Here is a 21,648-nt window from a genome sequence, read left to right as displayed (position 1 = left end):
GATAGGCTGAACGCATGACGCGAGCCGACCACCCAACGGCCCCTCAGCCCGCCCCCGACGACGCCCTGGTCGCGGACTCACGCGAGCGTGCCGTCCGCGCCCTGCTGCGACGACCGCAGCTGAAGCGGTTGTGGAGCGCACAGCTCGTGGGCGGTGTGGGGGACACCCTCGCCCTTCTCGTGCTGGTCGTCCTCGCGCTGCAGACGGCCGTCGCCGAGGGCTCGTTCGGGGGCGGCTACCGGGGCGTGGCGTTCGCAGTGGCGACCGTTTTCGGGGTGCGCATCCTCGCGACGCTCCTGTTCGGCGCCGTTCTGCTCGGCCCGCTCACCGCCCTCACCTCGCAGGACGGTCCGCTCGACCGCCGCTGGACCATGGTGGGCGCCGACGGGCTGCGCGCGGCGCTGCTCATCGTCGCGCCCCTGTGGATCGACTGGACGCCCGAGAACGCACTGGCCCTCCTGCTCGTCACGGTCTTCGTGACCGGGGTCGCCGAGCGGTTCTGGACGGTATGCCGTGAGAGCGCGGCCCCCGCGCTGCTGCCCGCCCCGCCGCCGGAGGGCGCGACGGTCCGGCCGCTGCCCGACCACATGGACGCCCTGCGCCGCCTGTCGCTGCGCACCGGCTTCGTGGGGATCCCCCTCGCGGCGGTCACCCTGGTCGTCGCGGCCCTGTTCAACAACCTGCTGGGCGCCGGCATCGACTGGTTCGGCCAGCACCAGGCGGCCCTCGCCTCCTACGTGGCCGCCGGGCTGTTCGCAGCGTCCCTGTCCGTGCTGACCTTCCTGGAGCTGCCCGGCACGCGCACCCCGCGCGCCCGGTCGCCGCTCGAGGGGCTGCGCCGCCCGAAGACCACCGCCGGCGCGGACAAGGGCCGCACCGGCGCCATGCCGCTGCTGGTCCTGTCCTGCGCGGCCGTCTCCGCCGCCGTGTCGGCCGCCGTCGCCGTGGCCGTGCTGCACGCCAAGGACCTGGGCGGCGGACCGGTGCTCTACGGCCTGTTCGTGGCCGCGCTGACCGGCGGTGTCGTCGTCGGCATCCGCACGGTGCCCGCCCTCATGCCCGCCCTGTCGCGCCGCCGGCTGCTCGCGCTGACGATCGCCTTCACCGGTGTCGCCCTGCTGGCCGCCGGGCTGGTCCCGGACGTCACCACCGTGCTGCTGATCCTCGCGCTGGCCGGTGTCGGCGCGGGCATGTCCGCCAACATCGGGCACACCCTGCTCGACCAGGAGACCGAGGAGTACCGACGCTCCCGCACGACGGAGCACCTGCACGCGGTCGTCCGGGTCTGCGTGGCGCTCGGCGCGGTGATCGCCCCGCTGGTGGCGGCGGTGATCGGACCGCACCGGCTGGAGAGCGGCAAGTTCGTCTTCGCGCACGGTGGCGCGGCCTTCACGCTGATGCTGGCCGGCGCCCTGCTGCTGCCGGTCGCCGCACTGGTGCTGGCCAAGGTCGACGACCGTTCCGGTGTGCCGCTGCGGCAGGACCTGAAGGACGCGCTGCTCGGCGGCGACGACCCTGAGCAGGGGGCCGCGGCCTCCGGCTTCTTCATCGCCCTGGAGGGCGGCGACGGGGCCGGCAAGTCCACGCAGGCCGAGGCGCTCGCAGAGTGGATCCGCGCCAAGGGCCACGAGGTCGTGCTGACACGCGAGCCGGGGGCGACGCCGGTGGGCAAGCGGCTGCGGTCGATCCTGCTGGACGTGTCGAGCGCGGGCCTGTCGCACCGCGCGGAGGCGCTGCTGTACGCGGCCGACCGGGCCGAGCACATCGACACCGTCGTGCGGCCCGCCCTGGAGCGCGGCGCGGTCGTCATCTCCGACCGGTACATCGACTCGTCCGTCGCCTACCAGGGCGCCGGCCGTGATCTGTCGCCGACCGAGATCGCCCGGATCAACCGCTGGGCGACGAACGGACTCGTGCCGCATCTGACCGTGCTGCTGGACGTCGCGCCGGAGACCGCGCGCGAGCGGTTCACCGAGGCGCCGGACCGGCTGGAGTCGGAGCCCGCCGAGTTCCACGCGCGCGTGCGGGCCGGTTTCCTCACCCTCGCCGCAGCCGATGCCGGACGGTACCTGGTGGTGGACGCGGGCCAGGAGCCCGAGGCGGTCACAACGGTCATCCGGCACCGGCTCGACCAGGTGCTGCCGCTGTCCGAGGCCGAGATCAAGGCCCAGGAGGAGGCGCGGAAGAAGGCCGAGGAGGAAGCCCGCCGCAAGGCCGAGGAAGAGGCCGCCCGCAAGGCCGAGGAGGAGCGCCTGGAGCGCGAGCGACAGGAGCAACTTGCCAAGCTGCGCGCCGAGGAGGAGGAGCGCAAGCGCCGCGAGCTGGAGGAGGCGCAGCGGCGCGAGGCCGAACGGCAGGCCGAGGAGGCCCGGCGCCGGGCCGAGGAAGCGCGCAGGAAGGCCGAGGAGGAGCGGGCCCGGCTTCTCGCGGAGGAGAAGGCCCGCGCCGAGGAGGAGGCCCGCCGCAAGGCCGAGGAGGAGCGGCGCCGCAAGCAGGCCGAGGAGGAGGCGCGACTGCGCGCCGAGGCCGAAGCGCTCCGCCTGGAGAAGCAGCACAAGGCCGAGGCGGCGCTGCTGCGGGCCGAGGAGGCCCGGCGCCTCGCGGAGGCCGCGGCCGCCGCGGCCGAGGCCGGGCCGAAGAGCGCCGGGCCGAAGAGCGCCGGGCCGAAGGGTGCCGCTCCGAAGGGTGCCGCTCCGAAGGGTGCCGCGTCTCCTGCGGCCGCTCAGGACGCGGCGACCACGCCCACGCCGGGGGTGACCGCGGGTGGCGCGGGGGACGACACGACCGTGCTGCGCCCGGTGCGGGACGAGGAGCGGGATGCGGGCCGGGCGGCGTCCGGTGCATCCGATGCCGAGGTGACGGCCGAGCTGCCGAAGCCGCCGGTTCCCCCGGTGGCCGGGGAGGAGACGGAGGTCCTGCCGCCCGTTTCTCCTCGCGCCGGGGACGAGACCGAGGTGCTCCCGCAGGTGCGTGACAGGGACGCCTCCGGTGCGGCCGAGGAGACGGCCGTGCTGCCTCCCGTCCGGCCGGGGGACGCCGAGGAGACGGCCGTGCTCCCGCCGGTGCGGGGGGACGAACCGGCGGACCGGGTTCCGCCCGGGTACTTCCGCAAGGACGCCCCGGGCGCCGGGCCCGACGGCACCGAGGACCGTACGCGGGAGATGCCCCAGGTCGACGCCGACGGGGCGCCGCGCCGCCGCCGGTCCGACTGGGCCGAGGAGACGCCGCTGGACGACCTGCCCTCCCTGGCGGACGAGCTGCTCGGACCGCACGACGACGAGCCGGACGAGGGGCGCGGACGCCGCGGGAGGGGCGGCCGGGGGCGCTGAGTCTCCCGGCGGACCGGGGGAGGAGCCCGGCCTCCGGACCGCGAGGTCGGGGTGGGGGCGACAGTCGTTGTCAGTGGCCGCCCCCACAATGGGACCTCGCACGACAGCACGTGACGGAAGGGCGGCGTGACCCATGACCGTGTGGGACGACCTCGTCGGGCAGGAGAGGGTGAGCGAACAGCTGGCCGCTGCCGCTCGGGATGCCGACGCCCTGGTCACCGCGGCAGTCACCGGCGCCGAGCCGCCCGAGGCGTCGAAAATGACGCACGCGTGGCTGTTCACGGGCCCCCCCGGGGCCGGGCGTAACCAGGCGGCGCGCGCGTTCGCGGCGGCGCTGCAGTGCGTCAGCCCCGACCGCGCCCTGGGCGGCTCCCCGGGCTGTGGCTTCTGCGACGGCTGCCACACGGCCCTCATCGGCACGCACGCCGACGTCAGCACGGTCGCCGCCGTCGGCACCCAGATCCTCGCCGACGACATGCGCGACACGGTCCGCAAGTCGTTCACGTCGCCGGCGAACGGCCGCTGGCAGATCATCCTCGTCGAGGACGCCGAGCGGCTGAACGAGAAGTCGGCCAACGCCGTCCTCAAGGCCGTGGAGGAGCCTGCCCCCCGCACGGTCTGGCTGCTGTGCGCCCCCTCCATCGAGGACGTCCTGCCGACCATCCGCTCCCGCTGCCGCCACCTGAACCTGAGTACGCCGAGGGTCGACGCCATCGCCGACATGCTCGTCCGCCGCGAGGGAGTGGAGCCGGACGTCGCCGCCGCGGCGGCCCGCGCGACCCAGGGCCACGTCGACCGGGCGCGCCGCCTGGCCACCGACCCGGCCGCGCGTGAGCGCCGGGCCGCCGTACTCAGGCTGCCGCTGCGCGTCGAGGACATCGGTGGCGCGCTCAAGGCCGCCCAGGAACTCGTCGACGCGGCCGCCGAGGACGCCAAGCAGCTCGCGGAGGAGACGGACTCCAAGGAGACCGAGGAGCTGAAGGCCGCTCTCGGCGCTGCCCAGGGCGGCCGCATGCCCCGGGGCACCGCCGGCGTGATGAAGGACCTGGAGGACCGGCAGAAGCGCCGCAGAACGCGCACGCAGCGTGACAGCCTCGACCTCGCCCTGACCGACCTCACGGCCTTCTACCGCGACGTCCTCGCCCTCCAGCTCGGCTCGCGCGTGGCCATCGCCAACGCGGACGCCGAGGACGCCCTGGAGCGCCTCGCCCGCGGCAGCTCCCCGGAGTCCACGCTCCGCCGCATCGAGGCGATCGCCGCCTGCCGTGACGCCCTCGACCGCAATGTGGCGCCGCTGCTCGCGGTGGAGGCGATGACGATGGGGCTCAGAGCGGGCTGAGAAACCGGGCGGACAGCTCCGGCGGCTCCGGGTTGACGCCGTAACTCGTACGAGGCACGGCGTGCACGCACGGCACCCGTCGCGTCGCCCAGAGTTACGCTCGCTGGATGCACACACGGCGCACCCCAAGCTCCGCCTCCGGCTCCGGCGGTCTCCACCGCAGGACACGAAACCGGGCCAAGACCGCCGCCGGTCTCCTCGCCACGGCCGCGCTGCTCGTCTCCGCCTGCTCCTCAGGGAGCGCGACGACGTCCGCCGCGTCCGCGGCGGCGGAGGCGGCGCTGGTCGCGCTGCCGCAGGCCACGCCCGCGGCGCTCTCGTCGTACTACGGGCAGAAACCGGCCTGGCACGGCTGCGCTGTCCCCGGCTTCGAGTGCGCCACCCTCAAGGCGCCGCTCGACTACGCCAAGCCGTCCTCGGGCGACGTCCGGCTCGCCCTCACCCGGAAGAAGGCCACAGGCCCCGGCAAGCGGCTGGGCTCCCTGCTCGTGAACCCGGGCGGGCCGGGCGGCTCGGCGATCGGCTATGTCCAGGCGTACGCGGGCATCGGCTACCCGGCCGAGGTGCGTGCCCGCTACGACATGGTGGCGGTCGACCCGCGCGGCGTGGCCCGCAGCGAACCCGTCGAGTGTCTGGACGGGCCGGCCATGGACACGTACACGCAGACGGACGCCACGCCCGACGACGGCAAGGAGAGAGACGGGCTGGTCGCGGCATACCGGACGTTCGCCGAGGGCTGCGGCGCGGACGCCCCCCGGCTGCTGCGCCATGTGTCCACCGTCGAGGCGGCCCGGGACATGGACATCGTGCGGGCGGTGCTCGGCGACGAGAAGCTCAACTACGTCGGCGCCTCGTACGGCACCTTCCTCGGGGCGACGTACGCCGGGCTCTTCCCGGACCGGGCGGGACGGCTCGTGCTGGACGGCGCGATGGACCCGTCGCTGCCCGCCCGGCGGCTGAACCTCGAACAGACGGCCGGGTTCGAGACGGCGTTCCGGTCGTTCGCGAAGGACTGCGTACGGCAGGCCGACTGCCCGCTGGGCGGCAAGGGCACCTCGCCCGAGCGGGTCGGCGCGAACCTGAAGGCGTTCTTCGAGAAGCTGGACACGCGGCCCGTCCCCACCGGCGACGCCGACGGCCGGAGGCTCACCGAGTCGCTCGCCACGACCGGGGTGATCGCGGCCATGTACGACGAGGGCGCCTGGGAGCAGCTGCGCGAGGCGCTGACGTCCGCGATGAAGGAGAACGACGGTTCGGGCCTCCTCGTCCTGTCCGACGGCTACTACGAGCGGGACGCCGACGGCGCCTACAGCAACCTGATGTTCGCCAACGCGGCGGTGAACTGCCTGGACCTGCCGGCTTCCTTCGACACCCCCGACCAGGTGCGCAGGGCGGTGCCCGAGTTCGAGAAGGCGTCGCCGGTCTTCGGCGAGGGCCTGGCGTGGGCAGCCCTGAACTGCGCGTACTGGCCGGTGCGCGCAACGGGCGAGCCGCACCGCATCGAGGCGAGGGGCGCGGCGCCCATCGTCGTGGTCGGCACGACCCGGGACCCCGCGACCCCGTACCGCTGGGCGCAGGCCCTGGCCGGCCAGCTCTCCTCGGCGCGCCTGCTCACCTACGACGGCGACGGCCACACGGCCTACGGCCGCGGCAGCTCCTGCATCGACCGGACGATCAACGCCTACCTCCTCCGCGGCACCCCACCCACGGACGGAAAGCGCTGCTCATAGCCCTGCTCCCCACCCCGGAAGGCCCCCCTCCGGGGCTGGTGCGGAGCACCCTCGGAAACTGTGTAGACTTACCGTCGTTGCTGATCGCGCCATAGTGCGGACAGCGCGCCGCCTTAGCTCAGATGGCCAGAGCAACGCACTCGTAATGCGTAGGTCTCGGGTTCGAATCCCGAAGGCGGCTCTGAAAAAGGCCAGGTCACGTGGCTCGTGACCTGGCTTTTTGTGTTGCTTGGGTCATGACGCGGCACGCGGACGGAGTGCCGCGAGATGGCTTGCGTGAGCGAAGCGGTCCGGTGCCCTGCTTCTTGGGCTTCTCCCGCTCGCCCTTCCTCTTGGCTTCGGCCCCAACCAGATCGCCTGCGCCCTCCCCGCTCGTGATCCATACGCCTAACGCCCTGCTGTTCGAACCGGAGGATCCCCCGCGACCCCATAAGGACAGGTCGCGGCAGGGACGGGGGTGCCGCGGCCACGAAAGGAGAGGCGCCTTGGCGACCGAGGAACAGGCCGCGTCAGGAATGCGTCAAGGAAAGGCCGGCGGCCGTCAGGACGCCGTCAACGGACGGTCCGTCCGAGGTGCGGCGGGGTTAGGAAGGACAGGTCCGCACGTCGAACCTTTGTAGGAGCTCGCGATGGCCGATGTGGCCTTCGTTCTCGCCACCGTCGTGGTGTTCGCCCTGGTCGCTCTGATCGCCCGGGGGGTGAGCCGGCTGTGAGTGGCGAAAACGTCGTCGGCCTGGTCGTGGCGGTGGCCCTGCTGGGCTACCTGGTCCTCGCCCTGGTCCTCCCGGAGAGGTTCTGAGTAGCGCACATGAGCCCCGTTCCTGCTGATGTGCTCCTCGTGACAGTGCTGATCGCGGCGCTGGCCCTGGTGCACCGTCCGTTCGGCGACTACATGGCCGCCGTGTACTCCTCCACGCGGCATCTGCGCGTCGAGCGGTGGATCTACCGCTCCATCGGCGCGAACCCGGACGCCGACATGCGCTGGCCCGCCTGTCTGCGGGCGCTGCTGGCCTTCTCGGCGGTGAGCGTCCTGTTCCTGTACCTGCTCCAGCGGGTGCAGGACAAACTGCCGCTGTCGCTCGGCTTCAAGGCGATCAGCCCCGACCAGGCGTTCAACACCGCCGTCTCGTTCGTGTCCAACACGAACTGGCAGTCGTACTCGGGTGAGACGGCGATGAGTCACGTCACACAGACGGCCGGTCTGGCGGTGCAGAACTTCGTGTCGGCGGCGGTCGGTATCGCCGTCGCGATCGCGCTGGTGCGCGGTTTCGCCCGGTCGCGGACGGGGGAGCTGGGCAACTTCTGGGCCGACCTGGTGCGCGGCGTCGTACGGATCCTGCTGCCCGTCTCGGTCGTGGCCGCGGTGCTGCTGGTTGCTGCGGGGGCGATCCAGAACTTCGGCGACATCCACACGGTCACCACCCTCACCGGGGACGAGCAGGCCATCAGCCCGGGTGCGGTGGCTTCCCAGGAGGCCATCAAGGACCTGGGCACCAACGGCGGCGGGTTCTTCAACGCCAACTCGTCCCACCCGTTCGAGAACCCGGGCGGGTTCAGCAACCTGCTGGAGATCTTCCTGCTGCTGGTGATCCCGTTCTCGCTGCCGCGCACCTTCGGGACGATGGTCGGCAGCGTGAAGCAGGGATACGCGATCCTCGCCGCGATGGCCGTGATCTGGTTCGCGGGCGTCGTCGCGGTGACGATCGTCGAGTACACCCACCCGGGCACCGCCTCGCAGATCGCGGGCGGTGCGATGGAGGGCAAGGAGCAGCGCTTCGGTGAAGGCCCGTCCTCGCTGTTCGCGGTGTCGACGACGATGACCTCGACCGGATCGGTGAACTCCTTCCACGACTCCTACCAGGGCTTGTCCGGCGGTGTGCTGCTGCTCGGCATGATGCTGGGTGAGATCGCGCCCGGCGGGATCGGCTCCGGGCTGTACGGGATGCTGATCATGGCCGTGATCGCGGTGTTCATCGCCGGGCTGATGGTCGGGCGTACGCCCGAGTACCTGGGCAAGAAGATCGGCACCCGGGAGATCAAGCTCGCCGCCCTGTACATCCTCGTCACCCCGGCGCTGGTGCTGATCGGCACCGCCCTTGCGATGGCGCTGGGCACGGGGGAGGCGTCGATGACGAACACCGGCGCGCACGGCTTCTCCGAAGTCCTGTACGCCTACACCTCCGCCTCCAACAACAACGGCTCGGCGTTCGCCGGGTTCGCCGCCGACACGCCGTACCACAACACGGTGCTGGGGCTGTGCATGGCGCTCGGCCGGTTCCTGCCCATGGTGTTCGTGCTGGCCCTGGCCGGTTCGCTCGCCGAGCAGAAGCCCGTCCCCGCCACGGCGGGCACGCTGCGCACCGAGAAGCCGCTGTTCACCGGGCTGCTCGTGGGCGCGGTCGTGATCGTCGCCGGGCTGACCTTCTTCCCGGCTCTGGCGCTGGGCCCGCTTGCGGAGGGACTGGCCGCATGACCCCCGACATCGGCACACACGCACCGGACACACTCTCACCGGAAGTGAAGAAGCAGGACGCCATGTCCACCCCGCACGACGCCATGTCCACCACGCCACAGGACACCCCGTCCACAACCCCGGGCGCCGCGTCCCTCGCGCCGCACCAGGACGCGCCCACCGGCCACAGGCCCGGCGCCGGCCGGGTCGGCGGGGGTCTGTTCGACCCGAAGCAGCTGTGGACGTCCCTGCCGGACGCCTTCCGCAAGACGGACCCGCGGATCATGATCAAGTCACCGGTCATGTTCGTGGTTGAGATCGGCTCCGTGCTCACCACGGCCTTGGCCGTCGTGCACCCCGACGACTGGTTCGGCTGGGCCATCACCGTCTGGCTGTGGCTGACGGTCCTCTTCGCCAACCTCGCCGAGGCCGTCGCCGAGGGCCGGGGCAAGGCGCAGGCCGACACTCTGCGCAAGGCCAGGACAGACACCGTCGCTCGCAGGCTCGCGGGCGATGCGGAGGAGCGGGTCCCCGGCACCGAGCTGCGCATCGGCGACCTGGTGGTCTGCGAGGCCGGCGACATCATCCCCGGCGACGGGGACGTCGTCGAGGGCGTCGCGTCCGTGGACGAGTCGGCGATCACCGGGGAGTCCGCGCCCGTGATCCGTGAGTCCGGTGGTGACCGGTCCGCGGTGACCGGCGGCACGAAGGTCCTGTCCGACCGCATCGTCATCAAGATCACGACAAAGCCGGGTGAGACCTTCATCGACCGGATGATCAACCTGGTCGAGGGCGCCGCCCGGCAGAAGACGCCGAACGAGATCGCCCTGAACATCCTGCTGGCCTCGCTGACGATCATCTTCCTGCTGGCCACGGTCACCCTCCAGCCGTTCGCCGTCTACGCGGGCGCCGAGCAGTCCCTGATCGTGCTGACCGCGCTGCTGGTGTGCCTGATCCCGACGACCATCGGCGCGCTGCTGTCGGCGATCGGCATCGCGGGCATGGACCGTCTGGTCCAGCGCAACGTCCTCGCCATGTCGGGGCGTGCGGTGGAGGCGGCCGGCGACGTCTCGACGCTGCTGCTGGACAAGACCGGCACCATCACCCTCGGCAACCGCCAGGCCGCCGAGTTCGTACCGGTGCGCGGTACCACGGCGGCCGAGCTCGCGGACGCCGCACAGTTGTCGTCGCTGGCCGACGAGACACCCGAGGGCCGCTCCGTCGTCGTCCTGGCGAAGCAGAAGTACGGGTTGCGCGGACTCCCACCCGTCGCCCGCCACCACCCTTCTGCGGAAGCGCTTCGCGCCCTTGAACCGGGCGAGCCGGCGCACGCCGAATGGATCGCCTTCACCGCGCAGACCCGCATGTCCGGTGTGGACGTGGACGGCAGGAAGGTCCGCAAGGGCGCCACCGCGTCCGTACTCGCCTGGGTCAGGGAGCGTGGCGGTGAGGTGACCGAGGAGGCCGCGCACATCACCGAGGAGATCTCCGCGTCCGGCGGAACCCCGCTGCTGGTGGCCGCCGAGGACGGCGACGGCGGCGCCCGCGTCCTCGGGGTGATCCACCTCAAGGACGTGGTCAAGGAGGGCATGCGGGAGCGGTTCGACGAGCTGCGCCGCATGGGCATCAAGACGATCATGATCACGGGTGACAACCCGCTGACCGCCAAGGCCATCGCCGACGAGGCCGGCGTGGACGACTTCCTCGCCGAGGCCACCCCCGAGGACAAGATGGCCCTGATCAAACGGGAGCAGGCGGGCGGCAAGCTGGTCGCGATGACCGGCGACGGCACCAACGACGCGCCCGCCCTCGCACAGGCGGACGTCGGCGTGGCCATGAACACCGGCACCTCGGCCGCCAAGGAGGCCGGGAACATGGTGGACCTGGACTCCAACCCGACCAAGCTGATCGAGATCGTCGAGATCGGCAAGCAGCTGCTGATCACGCGTGGTGCCCTGACGACGTTCTCCATCGCCAACGACGTCGCGAAGTACTTCGCGATCATCCCGGCGATGTTCGCGGTCGCCTACCCGTCGCTGGACAAGCTCAACGTCATGGGCCTGGCCTCGCCGGAGTCCGCGATCCTCTCGGCCGTGATCTTCAACGCGCTGATCATCGTCGCGCTCGTGCCGCTGGCCCTGAAGGGCGTGCGCTACCGGCCGATGAGCGCCGACCGGATGCTCCGCCGCAACCTCGGCCTCTACGGCCTGGGCGGTCTCGTCGCCCCGTTCCTCGGCATCAAGGCCATCGACCTGCTCATCTCCCTCATCCCCGGGATCGGGTGACCCCTGTGAACACCGAACTGCGCAACACCACCCGGGTCGCCTGGGCCGCACTGCGCGCTCTGCTCGTCCTGACCCTGGTGACCGGCGTCGTCTACCCGCTGGCCGTGACCGGCGTCGCCCAGGTCGTCTTCCACGACAAGGCCAACGGTTCGATCGTCAAGGCCGACGGTCAGGAGGTCGGATCCGAGCTGATCGGCCAGAGCTGGAACCTGCCCGGCACCGACCGGCCCGACCCGAAGTGGTTCCAGGGACGGCCGTCCCACAGCGGCTACGACCCGCTGTCCACCGGCTCCAGCCAGCTCGGCGCGAGCGACCCCACGCTCGTCAAGGTTGTCGAGGCCGCGAAGAAGCAGGTCGCCGCCTTCAACGGCGTACCCGAGTCGGCCGTCCCGCCGGACGCGGTCACCGGCTCCGCATCCGCCATCGACCCCGACATCTCGCCCGAGTACGCGAAGATCCAGGCCAGGCGCGTCGCCGAGGCGAACGGAATGTCCGAGGCCGTGGTCGCCGAGCTGGTCAAGGGCCACATCCACGGCCGCCCGGCAGGCTTCCTCGGTGAGCCCCGTGTCAACGTCCTCGAACTCAACCTCGCCCTGCGGGACCTGGTCGGCCGGCACGGCTCGTGATCCGGCAGGCCGGCCAGGGGTGCCGGAGCGGGGGTGGGGTGCGGCAGCTGCCCTCGCGTGGTCAGGATGGAGGCGTATGGAGGAGGAGGTACACCGTTGACACGGGTGCTGGTGGTCGAGGACGAGTCGCAGATCGTGCGCGCTCTGGTGATCAATCTGCGGGCGCGCAAGTACGAGGTGGACGCCGCCCCCGACGGGGCCACGGCGCTCCGGCTGGCCGCCGCCCACAGGCCGGACGTGGTCCTGCTCGACTTGGGGCTGCCCGACATGGACGGCGTGGATGTGATCAAGGGCCTGCGTGGCTGGACCCGGTCGCCGATCCTCGTGCTGTCGGCACGCCAGACCTCGGAGGAGAAGGTCAGGGCCCTGGACGCCGGCGCCGACGACTACGTCACCAAGCCGTTCAGCATGGACGAGCTGCTGGCCCGGCTGCGGGCCGCCGTCCGCCGTACCGAGGAGGCGGACGCCACGGACGTGGGCGCGGTCGTCACCACGGACGCCTTCACCGTCGACCTGATCGCCAAGCGGGTGCAGCGAGGCGGCGAGGACGTGCGGCTGACCCCGACCGAGTGGCACCTGCTGGAGGAGCTGATCCGCCACCCCGGCCGGCTGATCAGCCAGAAGCAGCTCCTCCAGGAGGTCTGGGGCCCCTCCTACGCCACCCAGACCAACTACCTCCGGGTCTACATGGCCCAGCTGCGGCGCAAACTGGAGGCGGACCCCTCGCACCCGCGGCACCTCATCACCGAGCCGGGCATGGGATACCGCTTCGAGAAGTGACCGTCCTCGTTCCGCTCCGCATGACGGGACGAACCGGCTCGGCGTTCGCCAAGAAGATCGGAAACTCGCACCATGGCACGCGGCATACTCCGGATCTACCTCGGCGCCGCTCCAGGCGTCGGCAAGACCTGCGCGATGCTGTCCGAGGCCCACCGCCGTATGGAGCGGGGCACCGACTGCGTGGTCGGTTTCGTGGAGCACCATGGCCGGCCGCGCACCGAGGTGATGCTGCACGGTCTGGAGGAGATACCGCGCGCCGAGATCGAGTACCGGGGTACGGCATTCACCGAGATGGACGTGGACGCCGTCCTCGCCCGCAGGCCGGCGGTCGCCCTCGTGGACGAGCTGGCGCACACCAACGTGCCCGGCTCGCGCAACGCCAAGCGCTGGCAGGACGTCGAAGAGCTGCTGGACGCCGGGATCAACGTCATATCGACCGTCAACATCCAGCACCTGGAGTCCCTGGGCGACGTCGTCGAGTCGATCACCGGAGTACGGCAGAAGGAGACCGTGCCCGACGAGGTGGCCCGCCGCGCCGACCAGATCGAACTGGTCGACATGTCCCCGCAGGCACTGCGCCGCCGCATGGCACACGGCAACATCTACACACCCGACAAGGTCGACGCCGCCCTGTCGAACTACTTCCGGCCTGGCAACCTCACCGCCCTTCGGGAACTGGCGCTGCTGTGGGTGGCCGACCGGGTCGACGAGTACCTGCGCGTCTACCGCGGCGAGCACGGCATCCGCTCCACCTGGCAGGCCCGCGAACGCATCGTCGTCGGTCTGACGGGAGGGCCCGAAGGGCGCACGCTCATCCGCCGGGCGGCGCGGCTGGCGGAGAAAGGCGCGGGCGGCGAGGTACTCGCCGTCTACATCGCCCGCAGCGACGGGCTCACCTCCGCCTCACCCAAGGAGCTCGCCCTCCAGCGCACCCTGGCCGAAGACCTCGGCGGCACCTTCCACCACGTCATCGGCGACGACATCCCCCAGGCACTGCTGGACTTCGCCCGCGGAGTGAACGCCACGCAGATAGTCCTCGGCGCCAGCCGCCGACGCGCCTGGCAGTACGTGTTCGGGCCCGGGGTCAGCGCCACGGTGGCCCGGGAGTCAGGGCCCGATCTGGATGTGCACATCGTCACCCACGAGGAGGCCGCCAAGGGCCGCGGCCTGCCGGTGGCCCGCGGCGCCCGTCTCGGCCGCTCGCGCATCCTCGCCGGCTGGCTGGTGGGCGTGGCCGGTCCGGTACTGCTCACCGTGCTGCTCACCTCAGTGATCAACAATCGGTCCTTCGACCGCGGCCCCGGCTTCGCCAACGAGGTCCTGCTGTTCCTCACCCTGACGGTGGGCGCCGCACTGCTCGGCGGCTTCCTGCCGGCGCTGGCCTCGGCCGCGGTCGCCTCGCTCCTGCTGAACTACTTCTTCACCCCGCCCACCCACACCTGGGTCATCGCCGACTCGAGAAACATCATCGCGATCGTCGTCTTCTTCTTCGTCGCGGCCTCGGTCGCCTCCGTGGTCGACCTGGCTGCTCGCCGCACCCAACAGGCCGCTCGGCTGCGCGCCGAAGCCGAGACGCTGTCCTTCCTGGCGGGCAGCGTGCTGCGGGGTGAGGACTCCCTTCCCTCGCTGCTGGAAGGCGTACGGGAGACCTTCGGCATGGAGTGCGTGGCCCTGCTGGAACGGGCCAGCGACGTGCAACCGTGGGCCTGCGTGGACAGTGCGGGCACGACCCGTCCGATCACACGGCCCGAGGACGCCGACGCCGAACTGCCGGTCGGTGACCATCTGGCCCTGGCCCTGTCCGGGCGGGTACTGCCCGCCGAGGACCGCCGGGTGCTGGCCGCCTTCGCCGCCCAGGCCGCCGTCGTCCTGGACCGCCAGCGCCTGCAGCAGCAAGCCGGGCAGGCCCAGGAACTGGCCGAGGGCAACCGCATCCGTACCGCGCTCCTGGCTGCCGTCAGCCATGATCTCCGCACTCCGCTGGCCGGCATCAAGGCCGCCGTCACCTCGTTGCGCTCCGAGGACGTCGACTGGTCGGAGGAGGACCAGGCCGAACTGCTCGCCGGCATCGAGGAAGGCGCGGACCGGCTGGACGCCCTGGTCGGCAATCTGCTCGACATGTCCCGGCTGCAGACCGGCACCGTCACCCCGCTCATCCGCGAGATCGGTCTCGACGAGGTCGTCCCGATGGCACTCAGCGGCGTCCCCGAAGGCTCCGTGGAGCTGGACATCCCCGAAACCCTGCCCATGGTGGCCGTCGACCCCGGACTGCTGGAGCGGGCCGTCGCCAACCTCGTCGAGAACGCCGTGAAGTACAGCCCGGAGCACAAACCCGTCCTCGTCGCCGCGAGCGCGCTCGGCGACCGCGTCGAGCTGCGCGTGGTCGACCGGGGCACCGGTGTCCCCGACGAGGCCAAGGAACGGATCTTCGAGCCGTTCCAGCGCTACGGTGACGCCCCGCGTGGCACCGGCGTGGGCCTCGGACTCGCTGTCGCCCGCGGCTTCGCCGAGGCGATGGGCGGCAACCTCACCGCCGAGGACACCCCCGGCGGCGGTATGACCATGGCCCTCACCCTGAAATCCACCGCGGGCGGCCCGCCCCTCGCCCCGGAACTGCCCGCCCACGTCACCTCCTAGCGACCAAGGGCCGCCGGACGCGGAGTCGGCTGCATTGTGGTGCCGCAGCAGCTCCAGCAGCACGGGGAACCGATGCCGCCGAGGATCACGGCCACCGCGACGGGCAGCGTCACCAACGGGTCCAGGGCGTACCTCGTCAGGCTGTCGGCGTGCAGTCCCAACCCGGCGTTGTTGAATGCCGAGACCGCGTGGAAGAAGCCCAGGTACGTGGCGTCCCAGATGGACTCCCGTACGGACGCCCCGCCCCCGGTGGCCACCGGCAGCATCAGCACAGCCGTGCCGAGAAGGATCACGGAGCCGAAGCCCATCACCACGGTCCGCGCGGGATGTGCCGTGAACAGCGACTGCCACATTCGCGCCACCCGTGCCGCGCGTCCTGCCACGCTTCGGCCCTTCTGCCTGTCGGTATCCCGCGGACGTCCGCGAATCCATCCTCTTGAGGCGGCAGGTCAGGGCCCTGGTGTGACGTTGCTCGGGGGCGCTGGTACTGAGGGGCCACCACCTCGGTGGTGCCGCGACGAAATGGTCCTGTGCACAGCGACACGAGTCGACTGCGCGGCGTATCGAGTGTGGCGTGTATCACATCGAAAGATGGCCTGTTTACTTCTGTTGGGTCGGGCGGCATGATCCAAGTGATCAACCCCTTGGGAGAGGGGTGGTATCGGCGGGCGGGGAGTTAAATGACCATTTCTTTCCGCCGTTGACGAAGTCACCTGACCGTGACTCGAGGGCATTCGACTGTCGAATGCGGATCAACTCCGCTCCTCTCGGAGGGGCGGACGGACGGGGGAAGTATGTCCATCACCGGGTGCAGCGAAATATCGAGGACCGCGCGCCGAGTTGATGCACGCGTGTGCCGCAGGACCTCCGACACCTGTTAGACGCGCACGCGCCGCGCGGCCTGGGTTTCCCTTTTCTGGTCCGGCTCCGCGTCTTCCTCCCCTTCGGCCTTTCCGGGCTGTCTCGGTGCAGTGGCCACGTGGCTTGCTCAGGCATCAAGCTCCATCAAAATTCATTGAAATCCATCACGGCCATCCATCCTGTGGCTCACGTCGGCCATGTACTGGAAGCAGGTTCATGAAGTTCTCGGTCATGCTCCCGTTCGTTCCCAGACGGCCCGAACAGGCTCTGCCGTTCGCCGGCCTGGTGAACTGGTCGTCGGCGTCCCGGCTGTGGCAGGGGCAGGGGCTGTTGACGGAGGGGCATCATGTCTACAGCTATCTGGCCGGCGCCGGATTTCGGTTCCCGGTCGGGTTCGGCGTCTCTCTCATGCCCTTCCGGCACCCTTACGACGCCGCCGTCCAGGCCCGGTCCCTCGCGCTGACCACCGGACACCCGGTGGTCGCCGGATACGGCCCGGGCGCGCTCCAGTTGCAACGGGCGGTCATGGGGCGGGAATACCGCAGCCAGCTCGGTGCCTGCCGGGAGTACCTGACCGCCCTGCGCCGGCTGCTCGACGGTGAAGTCGTGGACGTCTCCGGTGAGTTCTTTGACGTCCACGGACAACTCGAGCCCTACCCCGCGCCCCGCGTCGAGGTCGGACTCGGCGTGCTGCGCAAGGGATCGGCCCGAGTGGCGGGCGAGGTGGCGGACGTGGCGATCACCTGGCTGACCCCGGCCGGGTACGTCGCCGGGACGCTCGCCCCGGCCATTGCCGAGGGTGCGGCCCGCGCCGGGCGGAAGGGGCCGCGCATCGTGGCGATCGTGCCCGTCGCCCTGGCCCGCGGCGACCGCGACCCGCTCGCCATCGCCCTGGCCAGCAACAAGGCGCATCTCTCGCTGCCGCACTACCAGAGCATGCTGCGGGCCGGGGGACTGGAGATCACCGGTGTCCCGGAGACAGACGTCAGGCAACTGATCGCGGGCGACGGCTTCCTGTACGGCGAGGAGGACGAACTGGCCAGGAAGCTGGACGCCTACCGGCAGGCCGGGGTGGACGAGGTCGTGCTCAACGTGACCGGTGTCTCCGCCTTGCACGGACCGGACGTCGCGGTGCGTGAACTCGCCACGATCCTGCGGCACATGAGCGCGCACACGGGCCAGGCCGGGAACGAGTCCACCAGCGAGGAGCAGGTGTCGTGAACACGCACAAGCGTCATCTCATGTCCTGGGTGACCGGCCGGAGCTTCGGGCTCGACCTTCCGGAGTCCGGCGCCGCCACCATCGTGGTGGAGAGCGCCGAGGACGTGCCGCGGCTGGCCGAGAGCGGACTGCTGGGCTCGCGAACCGTCGTCTACAGCCCGGAGGAAGGCTCTGCCGGTGAAGCGCTCCAGGGCGCTCCTGCCGCGCGCATCGCCTACCGGGGCTCCTTCGTGGAGCCGGGCTCCGAGGTCCAGCTCGGTGACGCCTTCTTCCTTCAGGTACAGGCGTACAGCATTGCCGGGTTCCTCGCGCTGCTCGGTCCGACCGCGATCCGGGTCACCGACCAGGAAGACGTGGAGGCGTTCCTCGCAGACGCCGAGGCGGCCGTCGACCAGGGCGTCTGGTCGGACGTGATGACCAACCCGGCCGTGCAGCTCGCCGACGTGACCGCGCTCGGCGGGCACGCGCCGCTGGACGGCCCTCGCCTGCGCCTGTACGTGGGCCGGGACCACGAGGTGCGGCTGAGCCCGCTGGGCCGGACGCTGGGCACCGTGGGAGACGTCCTGCGGGAGCCGGGCGAGGCCGCCGCCTTCGGCCCCGACCGTCTGCCCTGCTCCCGGGCGAGCGTCACCGCGGTGCGGGAGCGACCGTGGCTCGGCAGGTACCACGCGGCGCTCCGGGCCCTTCAGGCGGCGCGAGCCCGCGGTCACGAGGAAGCGCGGGTCTCCGGTTTCGGGATGCGCTTCGACGGCGACCTGCCTCTGGGGCCGGGCGCCCCGGACCTCGGTGATCCGCTCGCCCCCGTCCTGCTGGGCTGCGGTGAGACCTTCCTCGTCCATATCCCGGCCACGGGTGCCGACTTCCAGACCGACCGGGACACCGTGCACGCACTGGAGCGCGCCCTGGTCACGCCCGAAGCGGCTGAGGAACAGGCGCTGCGCTTCGTCGAGCGGTTCACCGCGCCGGCCGAGCGGGTGGGCGCATGAGCCCGGCCGCTTCCGTGACCGCGCCCGCCCTTCCCGCCGCGCTGGCCGGATCCGCCGCGGCTGAGGCCGTGGGCGCGCTGCCGGCGGACACCGTCGTGTGCGACATGTACGACTCCGAGGGCGCCTCCGTCTACCACGACTTCACCCTGGGCGACGCGTCCGAGGTGCGCGACGTTCTGCGGGAGGTCCGCGCCACCGACGGTCCCGTCCTGGAACTCGCCGCGGGCTCGGGCCGGCTGACGCTGCCGCTGCTGTCGCTGCGCCGTGACGTGACCGCCGTGGATCTGTCACCCGCGATGCTGGCACTGCTGCGCGAGAGGCTGACCACGCTCCCGGGCGCCCTGGCCGGCCGGTGCACCACCGTGCATGCCGACATCACCGACTACGTCGCCCCGGAGCAGGCCGGTGTGGCCGTACTCGGCACCACCTCGGTCTCCCTGCTGGACGACGGGCAGCGGCGCGCACTGCTCCGCCGTACCCACGGCAATCTGCGGCCCGGCGGCACCTTCGTACTGACCACGGCGCAGATCAGTGAGGACGCCGTCGACCTGCCGGAGCGCGTCTTCGACGTGCCGGGCGCATCCGGCACCGTCTACCGGGTCCACGACCTGGTCGCGGCGGACCGCGCCGGCCGGTACACGGTGGTGATCACGCCCGGCGGCGCGGGGCCCCGCACGGTCTGCCACTCCTTCATCCGGGTGGTGCCGCCGGCGGAGCTGACCGCCGACCTGGCGGCGGCCGGGTTCCGCGTCGAGTCCACCACCACCCTGCCGGGCGAGCGCTACACCAGCGTGCTCGTCCGCGCCGTCGGAGAGGAATGACCGTGGGAAGCCTCTGGCCCATGATGATGCCGCTCAGCGACGCCGACGACGACACGATCTGTGTGGTCGGGACCTCCGGCCACCGGGTCACCTTGGCCGACGGCAACGAGGTCCTGTGCGGCACCAGCGGCCTGTGGAACGTCAACCTCGGCTACAACAACGAGGCGATCTCCGACCGGATCACCGAGGCGCTGCGCTCGGCGTCGTACGCGGGGATCTTCCGGTACGAGAACGAACCCGCGCGTCGGGCCGCCGAGCGGCTGCGGGCGGCCAGTGCCCACCCCTTCGCGCGGGTGATCTTCTCGGTCTCCGGCGGTTCGGCCAACGACCTGGTCATGAAGCTGGCCCGGCAGCACCACGAGCTGGGCGGCGAGCCGGCCCGGAAGATCGTCGTCGGCCTCAAGGACGGTTATCACGGGCTGACGTTCGGCGCGCACGCTCTCACCGGTGAGGAACTCGGCCAGCGCGGTTACGGCATCGACACCCGACTCGTGCGGCACGTGACGGCCAACGACGAGACCGAACTGAAGGCGCTCTTCGCGGCCGCCGGGCGGCAGATCGCCGCTGTGGTCGTGGAGCCCGTCCTCGGTAACGGCGCGGTCGTGCTGGAGCCCTCCTACGTGGCCCTGCTCGGCCAACTCGCCGACGAGACCGGCGCGTTGCTGGTTGCCGACGAAGTCGCCACCGGATTCGGCAGGACCGGCGAGATGTTCGCCAGCGACACATGGGACCGTGCTCCCGACATCCTCATCGCGTCCAAGGGTCTCACCAACGGCACACTGCCGGCGTCCGCCCTGCTGGTGCGGGACACCGTAGCGGAACGTTTCCGCAGTACGGGTGCGGTCCTCCTGCACGGGGAGACCCAGGCCGGCACCGCGGTGACCGCGGCGGCGGTGCTCGCCACCCTGGACGAGTTCGACCGGCTGGACGCGGTGCCCCGGGGGCGGGAGGTGGGGCGTGCGCTGGCCGCGGCCCTGACCGCCTGGCGGGAGGCCGGCCCGGAGGTTCTGGGCACCCGAGGCGCGGGCTGCTTCCGGGCCGTGCGGTTGCGCGACCCGATGGACTGCGAGGCGCCGCTGGCGCAGCGTCATGTGCCAGCGCTGGTCCGCGAGATCCGGCGGGCCGGAGCGCACGTGCACGCCGGACCGAACGGCATCCAGTTCATCCCGGCCCTGACCTACTCGGCCGCCGAGGTGACGGAGCTGGTGACGGCCGCACGGACCGGCGTCGCCACCTATGTGGAACGGGTCCGTCAGCAGGGGCATGACGGGTTCGCGGCATGACCTCGGTGATCAATCGGTGCCATGTGCTCGACGGTCTGGCCGCCCTGCACGACCGCATGGTGCACAGCGGAGCCACGACCACTGCCGTGGTGTACGACAAAACCCTCTCCGAGAATTATGGACTTCTATTCCTCCGAGAATTGATCGCGTCCTCGGATATTGATATGATTCCCCTCGGAATCGACCGGATGGGGGACGTCGAGGATGCTCGCCGTATTGCACGTGAATTACCGGCCGCCGAATGGGTGGTGGCGTTCGGTGGCGGCTCTCTGATCGACTCCGTGAAATTGGCGACAGCGCTGACCGATCCGCTGGCCGCTCGTATCGTGGCGGCGGAGCAGCGCAGCGGCTGGGTGCTGGGTCCCGACCGTGCGCGGCCGGCCGTGCTCGCCGCGGTGCCGACCACGATCGGTACCGCCGCCGAGGTGAGCGGGATCGCCAGTTTCACGGACGGTGCGGCCAAGCGCGCCTACACCAGCCTCGCCCTGCAGCCGGACTTCGCCGTGCTGGACGACCGGGCGAGCGCCGGGATGCCGTACGACGTCCTGGTGGAGGGGTGCCTGGAGATCGTGCTGCGCTGCGTCGGCCCGGTGGTCGGCGCCACGGGACCGCTGAACGACACGGACCGCAGGGTGCTGCGGCTCGCCGCGGAAGCGGTCGCCGAGCTGACCGGCGTCCACCGCACGGGCCGGGCGGAAGCGGCGGTGCGCCGCAGGCTGGCCCGGCTCAGCGTCTCCACCCAGGACGCCGAGCTGTTGCGGGACCGCGCCGCCTTCACCGTGAAGGCATGGTTCCTCGCCAACAACCTCTCGCATCGTCTCGGGGTGCGGAAGATGCGGGCGCTGGCCAATCTGATCCCCGCCTACTGGGACCGCCTGCACGTCGCGGCCGGCCTCGGATCGGCGGCGCGGGCCCGCGAGGTCTGGGAGGTGCTGCGCGACGGAATTCCGGTGCCGGTCTCCGCGGAACCGGGAACGGGCTTCGCGCAGTGGCTCGACTGGCTCGGGATTCCGCCACTCGACCCGATCGGCGAGGACGACGTCGTATGCGTGACACGGTCGTGCGTCCGTATGTGGGGCGGCGGCCTTCCCATGCTCGCCGGAGTCGGCACCGACGACATCCGTGAAGTGCTGCGCGGGGTACGCGCCGTATCCCTTTCCGGAAATTCACGGAGTGCCCAGAATTCCGGGAACGCGAAAGACCTCACATGTACTCGGGGGCCTGCACAGATTCCCTCCTGAAGACTCCCGCGCCTTCGCGCGGGTGAATCGCACAACCGAACAGCAAGTGAAAGGACT

Annotated in this window: 15 protein-coding genes and 1 tRNA gene; 15 read left to right on the top strand and 1 reads right to left on the bottom strand. The window is 71.3% G+C overall.

Translation table 11 applies throughout. The annotated features are described in order from the left end of the window. Window positions 1-14 precede the first annotated feature (14 nt). The 10 genes from tmk (at window position 15) to ACFU3E_RS12495 (ending at window position 15,178) form a co-directional block, all read left to right on the top strand. On the top strand, window positions 15-3,329 hold the full coding sequence (gene tmk, locus ACFU3E_RS12540) for a dTMP kinase (RefSeq protein ID WP_384155558.1): 3,315 nt from the start codon (window positions 15-17) through the stop codon (window positions 3,327-3,329). Window positions 3,330-3,462: 133 nt separating this feature from the next. Continuing rightward, window positions 3,463-4,668 carry a DNA polymerase III subunit delta' gene (locus ACFU3E_RS12535; RefSeq protein WP_384155555.1) on the top strand — a complete coding sequence of 402 codons (1,206 nt, stop codon included), beginning with the start codon at window positions 3,463-3,465 and terminating at the stop codon, window positions 4,666-4,668. 107 nt (window positions 4,669-4,775) lie between these two features. Continuing rightward, the gene (locus tag ACFU3E_RS12530; protein ID WP_384155552.1) at window positions 4,776-6,398 is read left to right on the top strand and encodes an alpha/beta hydrolase; all 1,623 of its coding nucleotides are present in this window, start codon (window positions 4,776-4,778) and stop codon (window positions 6,396-6,398) included. Window positions 6,399-6,505: 107 nt separating this feature from the next. After that, a tRNA-Thr gene (locus ACFU3E_RS12525) sits at window positions 6,506-6,579 on the top strand. Between the two features lie 528 nt (window positions 6,580-7,107). Next, a complete protein-coding gene (gene kdpF / locus ACFU3E_RS12520; RefSeq protein WP_384155548.1) occupies window positions 7,108-7,197 on the top strand; it encodes a K(+)-transporting ATPase subunit F in 90 nt (29 codons plus the stop codon). A 9-nt stretch (window positions 7,198-7,206) separates the two neighbouring features. Then, window positions 7,207-8,871, top strand: coding sequence for a potassium-transporting ATPase subunit KdpA (kdpA, locus tag ACFU3E_RS12515; protein ID WP_384155545.1), 1,665 nt, complete (start codon window positions 7,207-7,209; stop codon window positions 8,869-8,871). An 83-nt stretch (window positions 8,872-8,954) separates the two neighbouring features. Further along, entirely contained in the window at window positions 8,955-11,135 is a 2,181-nt protein-coding gene (gene kdpB / locus ACFU3E_RS12510) for a potassium-transporting ATPase subunit KdpB (RefSeq protein WP_384155695.1), read from the top strand. Between the two features lie 5 nt (window positions 11,136-11,140). Continuing rightward, the gene (kdpC, locus tag ACFU3E_RS12505) at window positions 11,141-11,761 is read left to right on the top strand and encodes a potassium-transporting ATPase subunit KdpC (protein WP_384155542.1); all 621 of its coding nucleotides are present in this window, start codon (window positions 11,141-11,143) and stop codon (window positions 11,759-11,761) included. A 96-nt stretch (window positions 11,762-11,857) separates the two neighbouring features. Beyond that, a complete protein-coding gene (locus ACFU3E_RS12500; RefSeq protein ID WP_384155539.1) occupies window positions 11,858-12,541 on the top strand; it encodes a response regulator in 684 nt (227 codons plus the stop codon). A 72-nt stretch (window positions 12,542-12,613) separates the two neighbouring features. Beyond that, entirely contained in the window at window positions 12,614-15,178 is a 2,565-nt protein-coding gene (locus ACFU3E_RS12495) for an ATP-binding protein (RefSeq protein ID WP_384155536.1), read from the top strand. Here ACFU3E_RS12495 and ACFU3E_RS12490 read toward each other — a convergent pair. Continuing rightward, a complete protein-coding gene (locus ACFU3E_RS12490) occupies window positions 15,175-15,561 on the bottom strand; it encodes a potassium transporter TrkG (protein WP_384155533.1) in 387 nt (128 codons plus the stop codon). The two genes, ACFU3E_RS12495 and ACFU3E_RS12490, sit on opposite strands and share 4 nt — an antisense overlap. A 694-nt stretch (window positions 15,562-16,255) precedes the next feature. Between ACFU3E_RS12490 and ACFU3E_RS12485 the strand changes: the two genes are divergently transcribed. From ACFU3E_RS12485 to mpaC, 5 genes are read left to right on the top strand one after another with little or no spacing between them, the layout of a single operon-like run. Then, window positions 16,256-17,260: an LLM class flavin-dependent oxidoreductase gene (locus tag ACFU3E_RS12485; RefSeq protein WP_384155530.1), complete on the top strand. Its 1,005-nt coding sequence runs from the start codon at window positions 16,256-16,258 to the stop codon at window positions 17,258-17,260. Beyond that, complete coding sequence (gene mpaB, locus ACFU3E_RS12480) at window positions 17,257-18,246, top strand: daptide biosynthesis RiPP recognition protein (RefSeq protein WP_384155527.1); 990 nt, start codon at window positions 17,257-17,259, stop codon at window positions 18,244-18,246. Before ACFU3E_RS12485 ends, mpaB begins: the two co-directional genes overlap by 4 nt. Beyond that, on the top strand, window positions 18,243-19,067 hold the full coding sequence (gene mpaM, locus ACFU3E_RS12475; protein ID WP_384155524.1) for a daptide-type RiPP biosynthesis methyltransferase: 825 nt from the start codon (window positions 18,243-18,245) through the stop codon (window positions 19,065-19,067). Before mpaB ends, mpaM begins: the two co-directional genes overlap by 4 nt. Further along, window positions 19,064-20,350, top strand: a complete 1,287-nt coding sequence (mpaD, locus tag ACFU3E_RS12470; protein WP_384155521.1) for a daptide-type RiPP biosynthesis aminotransferase — start codon at window positions 19,064-19,066, stop codon at window positions 20,348-20,350. Before mpaM ends, mpaD begins: the two co-directional genes overlap by 4 nt. Then, window positions 20,347-21,591: a daptide-type RiPP biosynthesis dehydogenase gene (gene mpaC / locus ACFU3E_RS12465; protein WP_384155518.1), complete on the top strand. Its 1,245-nt coding sequence runs from the start codon at window positions 20,347-20,349 to the stop codon at window positions 21,589-21,591. Before mpaD ends, mpaC begins: the two co-directional genes overlap by 4 nt. Window positions 21,592-21,648 lie beyond the last annotated feature (57 nt).

Origin of the sequence: Streptomyces sp. NPDC057424, from assembly GCF_042803315.1 — a bacterium.
GTDB lineage: Bacteria > Actinomycetota > Actinomycetes > Streptomycetales > Streptomycetaceae > Streptomyces.
This window is presented reverse-complemented; position numbering and strand designations above follow the sequence as displayed.